At 61.4% G+C, this 10,529-nt stretch carries 9 protein-coding genes; 1 reads left to right on the plus strand and 8 read right to left on the minus strand.

Features of this window, described 5'->3' with window-relative positions:
* The 4 genes from B7X49_RS11165 to B7X49_RS11180 form a co-directional block, all read right to left on the minus strand.
* Nucleotides 1–639 carry a TlpA disulfide reductase family protein gene (locus tag B7X49_RS11165; RefSeq protein WP_265638349.1) on the minus strand — a complete coding sequence of 213 codons (639 nt, stop codon included), beginning with the start codon at nucleotides 637–639 and terminating at the stop codon, nucleotides 1–3.
* 26 nt (nucleotides 640–665) lie between these two features.
* Nucleotides 666–1,679 (minus strand): PQQ-binding-like beta-propeller repeat protein, encoded by a 1,014-nt coding sequence (locus B7X49_RS11170; protein ID WP_265638350.1) that lies wholly within the window; start codon nucleotides 1,677–1,679, stop codon nucleotides 666–668.
* 83 nt (nucleotides 1,680–1,762) lie between these two features.
* Nucleotides 1,763–2,392, minus strand: a complete 630-nt coding sequence (locus B7X49_RS11175; protein WP_265638351.1) for a CHAP domain-containing protein — start codon at nucleotides 2,390–2,392, stop codon at nucleotides 1,763–1,765.
* A gap of 655 nt (nucleotides 2,393–3,047) precedes the next feature.
* Entirely contained in the window at nucleotides 3,048–3,236 is a 189-nt protein-coding gene (locus B7X49_RS11180) for a hypothetical protein (protein WP_265638352.1), read from the minus strand.
* Nucleotides 3,237–3,350: 114 nt separating this feature from the next.
* Here B7X49_RS11180 and ggt point away from each other — a divergent pair, with 114 nt between their 5' ends.
* The gene (gene ggt, locus B7X49_RS11185) at nucleotides 3,351–5,114 is read left to right on the plus strand and encodes a gamma-glutamyltransferase (RefSeq protein ID WP_265638353.1); all 1,764 of its coding nucleotides are present in this window, start codon (nucleotides 3,351–3,353) and stop codon (nucleotides 5,112–5,114) included.
* Nucleotides 5,115–5,374: 260 nt separating this feature from the next.
* Here the strand turns inward: ggt and B7X49_RS11190 are convergent, their stop codons facing one another.
* The 4 genes from B7X49_RS11190 to B7X49_RS11205 all read right to left on the minus strand — a co-directional run bounded on the left by B7X49_RS11190 (nucleotide 5,375) and on the right by B7X49_RS11205 (nucleotide 10,428).
* Complete coding sequence (locus tag B7X49_RS11190; RefSeq protein WP_286839398.1) at nucleotides 5,375–7,126, minus strand: DUF3363 domain-containing protein; 1,752 nt, start codon at nucleotides 7,124–7,126, stop codon at nucleotides 5,375–5,377.
* A 703-nt stretch (nucleotides 7,127–7,829) separates the two neighbouring features.
* A complete protein-coding gene (locus tag B7X49_RS11195) occupies nucleotides 7,830–8,510 on the minus strand; it encodes a lytic transglycosylase domain-containing protein (protein ID WP_286839401.1) in 681 nt (226 codons plus the stop codon).
* 196 nt (nucleotides 8,511–8,706) lie between these two features.
* A complete protein-coding gene (locus B7X49_RS11200; RefSeq protein ID WP_265638356.1) occupies nucleotides 8,707–9,246 on the minus strand; it encodes a S26 family signal peptidase in 540 nt (179 codons plus the stop codon).
* Between the two features lie 486 nt (nucleotides 9,247–9,732).
* Nucleotides 9,733–10,428, minus strand: a complete 696-nt coding sequence (locus tag B7X49_RS11205; protein ID WP_265638357.1) for a replication initiator protein A — start codon at nucleotides 10,426–10,428, stop codon at nucleotides 9,733–9,735.
* Nucleotides 10,429–10,529: the final 101 nt, after the last annotated feature.

Below are 10,529 nucleotides of genomic sequence, written 5' to 3' on the forward strand. Positions count from 1 at the left end.
TCACGGAGCCGCTCGCCCGGTAAGATATTTGATCAGGGCCTTGGCACGAGCTGAGTTCCACCGCGCGGCACCCGGAATATAGCCATCGATTCTGCCGAAGGGGTCGATCGCGTAGGTGATAGGCAACGCATAAAGCGGAAACACGCCGTGATTGACGTTTCGAGCGTCAAAATATCCGATCTGCTGGTCCGGATCGGCATAAACCCCGAGATGTGAAAGTCCAAACCGGCGATAGAACGCACGAACGGTCTCCTGTCCGCCGTCATCGATCGCAATCGGCACGATCTGCAACAGTTTGTCGTCTGCCGAGGCGGCGAGCCGGTCCAGCGATGGCATTTCATGAACGCATGGCGCGCACCACGTCGCCCAGAAGTTCAACAAGACGACCTTTCCGCGATAGCGGCCGAAGTCGATGACGCTCCCGCCTGCCGTCTTTATCGGCGCGTCCGGCGCAAGTCGTTCGGGTTGCAACTGGATATATTGACCGCCGCTGCTGTAGAATGCCGGAGGCGGTTGGCTGGCCGCTGCAACAGGCGCTTTCGCCAAAACGGCGGCGCCGAACGCACCTGCAATCTGGCAGCTGGCACGGCGCCTGGATATGTCTGGATAAGCGCGCTTCGGTGTCTGGCGATCAGGCATTTGCAGAGGCTTCCTCCTCAACGCTTTCACGTAATCCGCATCGCCGCGCGCGCCGGCGCGTCGGTCAGAAGGGTCGAGATAAAGATGCCGTGCGGCGAGCGGCCCACCGGAATGCGATCGGTCTTCCCGGTCGCCGGATCATACACCCCGACGTGTGAGGAAAAACGCAGTGACATCCAAAGCCGACGGTCTGGAGCGAAACAGATATCGTCCGGGCCGCCCGGCATCGGGATGTGTTTGACCACATCGAGGCTCTTTGCATCCAGCACGCTGAGCGACCCGGCAACGCGATTGGTGACGTAGATCTGCTTGCGGTCGGGCGTGAGAAATGTTGTATGCGCCCCCTTGTCGGTCACGATGCGCCGGATCACCCTGCCGTTGGCGGGATCGATTACCGCCACAGTGTCGCTTCCCATGATGCCGACCAACACCACCCCATCATGCCAGAAGACGCCGGCCGGCGTTTTGCCGACCTTGGCAGTCCAGCGTTCGGTCATCGTCGTGAGGTCGATGGCGACCAGCGTGCCGGAATCCTGCATCGACGTGAAAAGGGTACGCGAATCCGGCGTATAGCTGAGGTGGCTTGGCATTGAGCCGACCCGAAAGCGGCGGGCCAGTTTCAGCGTGTCGGCGTGGTAGATATCGACATGGTTGAGGCGGAGGCAGTTCACTGTCAGAAAACGGCCATCCGGACTGAACCACAATTGGTATGGGTCCGGGATCATCTTGTGGCCGAGTTCCCTGCCTGTCGCCGGATCGAGGAAGAACAGAGCATTGCCGGAGGCATCGGCGATCAACAGCCGCTTATGGTCGGCCGCCAGTGCCCAGTGGCTCGGCTCGCGAAAGGTCGGTTCCTCCCGCAAGACGCGGCGGCTCGCCATGTCGATGATCGATACGGTGGCGCCACCGGAGTTGAGCACAATGCACAAGGGGGCCGGGGCGGCGGCCGCCGTTGTCGCTGCACCGCCAAGGCCGGGTGCGACGAGAAGTGCCGGAGCGGCAAGCACGGCACGGCGCGCCAGGCCAAATTTTTCAGCCATATTTGAAACACCTCCATCACGTGAGAGAAAATTTGACGGGACTCGACGGGGTCGTGCTGGCAACATCTTGCGCCTGAGAGAGATCACCGCAGATTTCGATCCGGGCCGTCCAGGCGCAACGTCGGGGCAGGCGGAGCTTGCGCGACCTCTGTGTCTGCGGCGCGATCGGCCATGATTGTCGGCTGCTCGTTGCTGTAGATGAACCCGTAGGTCGCGTACGACAGGCCGAAAGCACCGTTTCCAGTGGACTGCCTCACATCAGTCCAGGTATTGCCTGGCGAAACATCGATGACCGGCACGTCGCGGGTGACGGCATCCGGAACCCAGTTTGCTTCGTTCACCAGGATTTCCCGGCTATTGATGATTTTGACGACCACCGCAAGGTGACCGAGCGGCATTCGTGGAATCGAGCGAAATGCCAGGATCGAACCTACGCGCGGGCGCGGCCCACGCAGATATCGGCCGTCGGCTTCGGCCCACCACAAAAAAGCGTCACCACGAAGCCTGATGTGCGACAGCTTTCGCGCATAGGGAACGCACCAGAGGTAGCTGACATGGTCGGGATGCGGTGCATCACGATGATGGGCCATTCCGGAGCGAAACCTTGTTCGGCCGGGATGGCGGTGAACGCTATCTGCGTGCGCTGTGGCAAACTTGATCGTCGAGAACGCAAGGACGCTGCAAAGCATCCAGAATATCAGTCGTTGACTCATTTTTACGCGACACCTTAGCCAAAGTCGATCCTGTTCCGAGTGGATGGTGCATCGTCGCGTTGCACGATCGTACCGCACGACCCCGCCGCTAAGGGCTTGTTTAACGGCAGCTTTATCGGCGTGCTGACACACTTATTGCCGATGCTGCCCTCGGGCGTGGTCAGGGCGACGAAGCACCAGTTTTCAGACCCGCAACATCTACCGAGTTGCGTTCAGATGACTCTGCTGACTTTCGGTGGGGGAAGTTCGCAATCGAGCGTGATGCCGCTTGGCGGCGACCGTGATCCATGGATGCGCGGCGCGAGCCTGATCATGGATGGCAAAGGCACGAATACTTCGGGGCGCACGGTATTTTGGACCTCACAGCCAAGGGTCCTACACTGCAACTGGCCCTCAGAGACCGATGCGCGGAAATTTCCGCCTCCATCTGCCGGTCTCTGGAAGTAGGCCGCCCCGGCGGCTGATCGGCCCTCATTTGCCGAGCCATGCGCAAACGCCGTCATGCTGCCGAACAGCAAGATTGTCGCAATCAGGAGGTGACCCACGATTCTGAGCACATTCGGGTTCTACCTAACGGATTTGCCCAAGACAACATCCGCCATCGCGCGCAATCATCGAAATCAACCTTTTCAGGCGTCGCATCCCCGACCGGCGATCATGATTTCGGCGCGAGAGGTTGAGCCTGCATCTCGGAAGAAGGGACCGCGGAAATGTGCGACGCCGCGACGGTGTCGCCGCGTAGCGCGCCATAGATCGCGATCGTCAGAAAACTGCCGATGAAGAGCAAAATCAAGGCGATTCCGAGGTGTTGACCACGAGTCAGAGTTCTGTTGAGGTTGGCCATGGACATCGAGCGCTACCATGAACGGTTTGTCTTTCAAAGAGACTAACGGTTCCGGATGGCAAACCGTCTCGTATCGTCCCTCGATCGCCGGCAACGGGACAGGAGAACAGCTAGATGGGACGACGCTTGGCGGTGGTCGCGGGACTCGTCTCTCTCGCCGGCTTCCTGGGATCCCCTGCGAATGCAGTATCACCGCGACCGGTTGAGGGCATTCACGGCATGGTGGTCAGCGCGCAGCGCCTGGCCTCCGAGGTCGGGGTGCATATTCTCAAGGAGGGGGGCAACGCCATCGATGCGGCCGTGGCCGTCGGCTACGCCGAGGCGGTGGTCAATCCCTGCTGTGGCAATCTCGGCGGCGGCGGCTTCATGATCATTCATCTGGCGGACGGGCGCGAGCAGTTCATCGATTTCCGCGAAACCGCGCCGGGTGCCGCGACTGCCGGCATGTATCTCGACCCGCACGGCAATGTGGTGCCGGGCGAAAGCCTGCGCGGCTACAAAGCGGTCGGTGTGCCAGGGACGGTGATGGGACTGGACACCGCGCTGCGTCGCTACGGCCGGCTGACCCGCGGGCAGGTGATGGCGCCGGCCATTCGATTGGCGCGGGAAGGCTTCGTCCTGACACGGCCCGACACGGCCATTCTGGATATCGCGACCGCCGCGTTTCGCCGCCAGCGTGACATCGCGAAAATTTTTCTACGGCCTGATGGCGCCGCTCTGCGCCCTGGCGACCGGCTGGTGCAGACCGATCTGGCGAATACGCTGCAGTCGATCGCGCATGATGGTTCAAAGGCTTTCTACACCGGACGCATCCCGCAAGAGATCGCCGCCGCCTCGACCGCCGGCGACGGCATCCTGAGCGTGGCCGACTTCACCCATTATCATGTGGCGATCGGCCCGCCACTCACCTGCACCTATCGCGGCTATACCATCGTCTCGACGCCTCCGCCGTCATCGGGCGGCACGACAATGTGCGAAATTTTGAACGTCCTCAGCGGCTACGACATGAAAGCGCTGGGCTTCCATTCCGCCGCATCGATTCACCTGATGGCCGAGGCGATGCGGCACGCCTATTTCGACCGCAACGCCGATCTCGGCGACCCGGCTTTCGTGAAAAACCCGCTCGCCCGCCTGCTGTCTCAACGCCATGCCGCAACCATCCGTGCCGCAATCCTCCCCGACCGGGCGACACCGTCAGCAAGTCTCGCTCCCGCCGCCGCACCCCAGGAGCGCCACCAGACCACCCAGATTTCGGTGATCGACGGCCAGGGCAACGCGGTGTCGATGACCTATACGCTGAACGGCTATTTCGGAGCGATCGAAATGGCCGGCAATACCGGCGTGTTGCTGAACGACGAGATGGACGATTTTACCTCCAAACCCGGCGTTCCGAACCTGTACGGGCTGGTTCAGGGCAACGCGAACGCGATCGCGCCCGGCAAACGACCACTCTCGTCGATGGCGCCGACCTTGGTCACCAGGAACGGCCATGTGTTCCTGGTGCTCGGTTCGCCTGGAGGATCGCGCATCATCACCATCACTCTGGAAGCCCTGATGAACGTGATCGATTACGGCATGGGTCCGCAGGAAGCGGCGGACGCACCGCGGTTTCACGAACAGGGCCTGCCAGACCGTATCGACGTCGAACGATTTGCAGTGTCGCCCGATACGGCAAGGCTGCTTCGCGGGATGAGTTACACGTTGAAGCGGGAAACCCCGTGGGGAGCGCTGGAACTCATCGAGGTAGGACCGCCACGCGATGCGACCAGCGCCCCGTCATCGGGCAATGATTCGGAGCGCGGTCGGGCACTCCGGCCGGGTCGATTCTACGGCGCGAACGATGACCGCCGTCCCGGAGGAGCCGCTATCGGTTACTGACGAGAAGCTGGAGGACTGTCGCACTCGGCAACCGGAATCCGATGAATGGAGACATTCCTGTCGCGCTCCGAGCTTGTCCGTAGAACTGCGTGGCCTTGTTGGTCGCGAGGTTGGAGACGCGAATTAGTTGGACCGGGCGCTTGGAGTATCGACTGATAGAACGGTGATCGTAATAGAGTACCTGCCGGCATTTTACGGAGCCGCCAGACCATGAAGTGACGGCGGCAACCGAGATTTGCTCGCGCGAATCGATGATGGCATCAAGCGCCCAGCCCACGGCCTCGTCCGAGCTGCCATGAAATCCCGCCATCCGTCATGACCCCAACAACCTCTCGACCGAGACTGCGGTCGATGACGGGTCGCCAGAGCACGAGGGTGAACTCTTGTGCGTTCTCAATCAGCGCGAAGCGGCCGGAAGCAAGCTGCACCGCCTCACGATAGGTACCGCGGATCGTTTCGCCGGCCGACGCGACGCGGAATGGCAAGCCCTGTGCCGTGGCGATCTCCTGGCCAACGCGCACCAGTTCCCGGCCTTGGAGTGTCGCCAACAAATGCCGCCGATAGAGGAGCCGCCCCTTCCCGTCCCGGCTCGCATCCCCCTGCGTAATGTGATGCTCACGCCGTCGGTCCAAGGCTCTTCCGACCTCCGCGCCGAAGCCCGCTGCGGTAACCGGCGTGCCATCCCTCCCGACGAGTTGCCGGTCCAGCCAGGTGGCGCCGTCGCTGGCGATCTGGGTTTCCAAGTCGAGCGTGGTGAGAACGCGCAGGCTGGTAGCAGGAGTGTGTCCGTCACCGTGCATGGCAGCACGTTGTTCGAACTCCGCTGGAATGCGCCACTGATCTGCGTCAAGTCGGGCGACAATTCCGGCGCGCCGCAAGGCTTCCAGCCGGCGAACATGCGCCTCGACGTAGGCGACCGGATCGACGACCCCTCGATCGGCGCGTGCCGTTGCCAGGTGATCTTTCGGGCGATATAGCCAGTCGTTTTCTTCCGCGATATAGGCGATGTTTCGATCGGCGGCACGTGGTTGCCGATCTGCTTCGCCAATCTGGATGATGGCGCCAAGCGGGGTAGCTTCAATTTTAACCGCTGAGGTTGGAAGCTCGATGTAGTGGGTGCGGCCGTCGATACCGTCGATGATCAGATGAACGCGGTCGCCCAATTCGTCGGCACCAATCCCACGGGCGAGCAGCCGGCCGGTGATCGGAGCAGCCATCGCCTCGTCCTTGCCATGGATCACGATCTGTTCGGAGGCGCGATCAATCTTTTGGCTCGTCATCGCGCGGTGCATAGTTTTGATGATGTCGCCCTGCTCGCCGAGTTGCCGCAGGGTCTGCTCCATGTGAGGGTTTAGCGACCAGCGGCCAGTTTCGGTTTCCTGGGCAACGCCAAGCCGCTGCAGGACTTGCAACCGCGCGATCCGGAGATGCCGGTCAAAGTCTGTATGATTTGCATGTGCGGCGGGTCGCATGTCCACGATACCGTCGGCCGTTTCTTGGGTTTCCCGGAGCAGAGCGCGGTCGATTCTGGTCAGTCTTTCCTGGTCGATTTCGCGCGTGAGTTTCTGCTGCCGCTCGACCGTGGTTTCCGGACCAAGCTCGATAGTGACGAGTTCCGATGCCCGTTCGCGGATGCCATGCGCGAGATAGGCACCAGCAATCACCAGGTTTTCGCCCAAGTCGTCGACGCCGCGGATCACGATATGGGTGTGCGGATGGCCGGTGTTGAAATGATCGACGGCAATCCAATCGAGCTTCGTCCCTAGGTCCCGCTCGACCTGGTGCATGAGGTCGCGCGTGAAAGATTTGGTGTCCGAAAGCTGCAATCCATCCTCGGGCGCTACGATCAGCCGGAACTGGCGCGGGTCGCTCTCTGCCCGATCGAGGAAGGTAGAGCCTTCGGCTCGATCCGCTGTCGCCGAGTAGAGTTGCCCTGGAGCACCATCGCGGGTGACGCCATCGCGCTGGAGATAACGAAGATGGACTGCCGCGGCGCGGCTGCCGGCCCGCATCGGAGTGTAGCGCGCCTTGACCACAACCCTTCGGGCACCGGGCTTGGTGTTCGACCATCCATGGGGTGATGCGGCCCTACCGCGTGCAAAGGTGGCGCCACGACCGCGTTTGGCGGGAAGACTGGCAATATCACGGCTGGCGTTCGGTGAGGGTAGTACAGCTTGTCTGCGGAGTGCCCCTGCACGTGACATTGCGCGTTTGATTTGCGTCGCTGCCAGAGCCGGACGATCGCCAGCGCTGCCCTTGCGTCCGAGCCGGGGCCGAAGAGGCAGGTCGTCTTCATTGTGAGCCATGGCCTGATCATGCTGATGATCCCGAACATCGAGAAGGTGCTTTGATGGCACGGCGGAATCTGAAGCGAAGACACAGATCCAGGCAGGACCGACGTGCCGTCGGCAAACTGTTGGCACGGTGCGTGCTCTCGCTAACCCAATGTGCAGACACGAAAATCGCGGCGATCGGGGCCGTGTGGTGCCACGCACCTTTATCTTGCCCTCCCTGAACTGAGAAATCCTCAATGGCTTTCATGCAAATTCTTCAGGCGCCATACCTCGCCGGATGACGCTATTGCTACATTCCGCCGCGCTTTTACCCGCCCCGACCCGATAGGTTGTTATCCATGGATCGCAGCAATGCCGACGCGTAACGCAAACGCAGATAATGCGCAGTTTTTAAGTTGAGCCGCCGGCAGTCTTGGCGCTGTCATGGGGTCGAACCAGATGACGCTTCCTGATTAATCGGCTGACCTCCAGCCACGAACAGACCATCTTCGGCGCTTGATGCAGGACGCACTTTTTGGCGAAACTCGGTCGCGGCTCGGTAGGTGAACATCGAAACAAGCGCGCGACTTGCGATCATCTGCGGCGTCTCCGTTGTTCGGTTGATCATCGGCACGACTGCCGCGAGATAACGCTGCGTCTGCACGGGTAGTCCGCGACCCGTGAGCAGCGTCTGCTCAAGCCGAGCCGGACCGGCGTTATAGGCCGCCAGAAACCAGGAGGCACCGAACCGATCGAACATCTCGCGCAGATAAGCAGTACCGGCCATGATGTTGTCGCGCGGTGCATACGGATTGGCTCCGAGATTGTAGCGGATACGCAGCTCGGCGTAGATCTGGGGCATAACCTGCATCAGGCCCATCGCACCGGCTGATGATCGGATTGGTCGCCCGTTCATTGTCAAATGACCGTCGCTCTCGACGCGCATCACGGCCTTGATCCAGTGCTCGGGCACACCAAAACGACGTGATGCTGCCGCGATATCGGGTTGCCAAGCGGCAATGCGGGAGATCACATCGGCGTGGGGAATCTTCGCAACGTTCTGGCAAGGCGGTAACCCATGAAGCGGCACGAATAAGGCTGCTTTGGCAGCAAGACCGCACATTGTGGCCAGGGCTACGAGGGCCACGGTTGGCGGCTTCTAGCGATGGACAATGCCCACGACGTAACGATAACAAGAGCGGCCTGCGCGACGCAATGGACCATCACTGCGCGCGCTGCCGGCCCAGTGATCAGCAGAGGCGGCAGTGTGGCCGTGCCGTGGTGGAACAACAGGACGTTCGAGGGAGGATGTTGTCCAGTCATGGCACGTGCGTTCCGGGCGTCCAGAGTGGCGTAACCCGACCGATGACGCTGCTGATCGGCGTCGGCCCGAAATACCGCCCGTCAAGCGAAGTTGGGACGCTGGGGATCAGCACGAAGACAAACCCGGGAGGGAGAGGTCCGCAGCCGCTCCAGGCAACCAGTCGGCGTCCGCGCCCATCGCGTTCAAGCGCATCGGCGACATGGCGGCCCTCAATCCAAACCTGTCCGTGCCGCTCGCAAACCGTTTGTCCAGCGGTGGCAACGATGCGCTTGAGCAGCGGCACGCCAAGCGGCAGATAATCGCGTTTTGCGAACAGATTCGCGCTGCGCCGGTCCGGCCAGAACAGCACGAAATCGCCGACGCGGAGGTGATCCCGGCTCGATTGAGACAGAACAAGCCACAGGCCGATCGGTGTGCTGGCGGTGGAATTCCACACGATCAACGGACGGGCGTGCAGTGCGGATGCCACCATCAAGATCAAGCCGGCGATACCGCCGCCCAATACCCTGCGCATTGGATGATGGAGATGCGTCATGGCGCGTTATCCTCACTGGGTCGCAGCCAGCCGGGAATAACGTGGAGCGAGAGCTCGGCATGGAGACCCACGGATGCCAGCATTAGGCTGGTCAGAAGGTCACACTGCCTCATCGCCATTGCCGCTAGGCGGGTGGTGAGAAGCAAGATCTTCTTCTGCCCAGTGACAACTTGGAAGCTGGCAAGCAGGCGATGCCGTTCCCACAGCCCGCTCCTCAATGCCGCTTGCTTTCGATGCTTTCGGCGGAGCGGTGGCTGGGCTGAACGCGTTGAACAACTCAAGTCGCTTCGGACGATTCGAACGCCGGTTTTTCGCCCTCGGCCGCCTACTATAACAAGGTAAGACTCAGTACTAGATTCAGTAAGAAAGTAGGGGCGGGAAAAAGCCGCGTAATCAACTGAGATAGCTAGATTTTTTCTGCTTGGGTCCGTTTGATAGACCGCGCAAAAGCGGGTAATAGGCCGTGACCCGTCGGGTGATAGGCCGTTACCGTTCACAGGAGGTCCCCCTGATTTGGGGACAAAAAGCCGGGTTATCCCCAGGCACCAGGGCAGCACTGTGGATGGGCACGGCATATCGACCGATCCGCACCCCCTCCTTGCCGCGGTGCCACACAGGTTCGAGCCGATACGTCAGCAGCCGCCCGGAGCGCGCCAATCTGCGAAGGGCCGCGACGAAGTCGCAGTGCCGTGCGGCGCTCCCGGATCGGGCGTATAACAGGTCGAATGAAACCACCCAGCCTGTGGATTGTTGAGCCGCGTGCTTGCGCGCGAGCAGCCAGAGCCATCGCTGGATGCCTCCGCTCAAACCGAAATAATCCGGATCGATGGAGAGCACCCGGCGCTGCCGCACCGCCATGAGCAACCAGTCCGGCAGGGTTAGCAGGATGCCTGCCGGCGTCATTTCGGAGGCTTCGATCCAGCGGAACCGGATCGGCGCAATATCGGTGGTGCCGAGTGTGGTCTCCGCCACGGTGCCTGTCAGACGGCCGATGGCGGCAGTGAGCCTGACATACTGGCTGCGCCCGGTACCACGCCTTAGGAAGCCCAGAATGCGGCTTGCTGGGGCAATCAGCCGGCGGGAGATGGTTAGCCGCTCATCCTGCGCCTGAACAAGCTGTCCGATGGCCCAGATCAGGATGTCGGCATCCCAGATCGTCGCAATGGCGGTGGCACCTGCCACTGGTGTTAGCGGCGGTGAGAATCCGCTGATAAATGGCGGCGGCGACTTTTTCGGAGGGGTTTTGCGGTTTCATCGTCGCCCTTCTGCGTTGATAGTGCCGT

It is taken from the genome of Acidiphilium sp. 34-64-41, from assembly GCF_002282635.1.
GTDB lineage: Bacteria > Pseudomonadota > Alphaproteobacteria > Acetobacterales > Acetobacteraceae > Acidiphilium > Acidiphilium rubrum.

What these genes read in the sequence shown, in the direction of transcription:
- B7X49_RS11195 (WP_286839401.1), bottom strand. Translation starts at nt 8,510, where the DNA reads ATGTGCGGTCTTGCTGCCAAAGCAGCCTTATTCGTGCCGCTTCATGGG.
- B7X49_RS11165 (WP_265638349.1), bottom strand. Translation starts at nt 639, where the DNA reads ATGCCTGATCGCCAGACACCGAAGCGCGCTTATCCAGACATATCCAGG.
- ggt (WP_265638353.1), top strand. Translation starts at nt 3,351, where the DNA reads ATGGGACGACGCTTGGCGGTGGTCGCGGGACTCGTCTCTCTCGCCGGC.
- B7X49_RS11170 (WP_265638350.1), bottom strand. Translation starts at nt 1,679, where the DNA reads ATGGCTGAAAAATTTGGCCTGGCGCGCCGTGCCGTGCTTGCCGCTCCG.
- B7X49_RS11190 (WP_286839398.1), bottom strand. Translation starts at nt 7,126, where the DNA reads ATGCGGGCCGGCAGCCGCGCCGCGGCAGTCCATCTTCGTTATCTCCAG.
- B7X49_RS11180 (WP_265638352.1), bottom strand. Translation starts at nt 3,236, where the DNA reads ATGGCCAACCTCAACAGAACTCTGACTCGTGGTCAACACCTCGGAATC.
- B7X49_RS11200 (WP_265638356.1), bottom strand. Translation starts at nt 9,246, where the DNA reads ATGACGCATCTCCATCATCCAATGCGCAGGGTATTGGGCGGCGGTATC.
- B7X49_RS11175 (WP_265638351.1), bottom strand. Translation starts at nt 2,392, where the DNA reads ATGAGTCAACGACTGATATTCTGGATGCTTTGCAGCGTCCTTGCGTTC.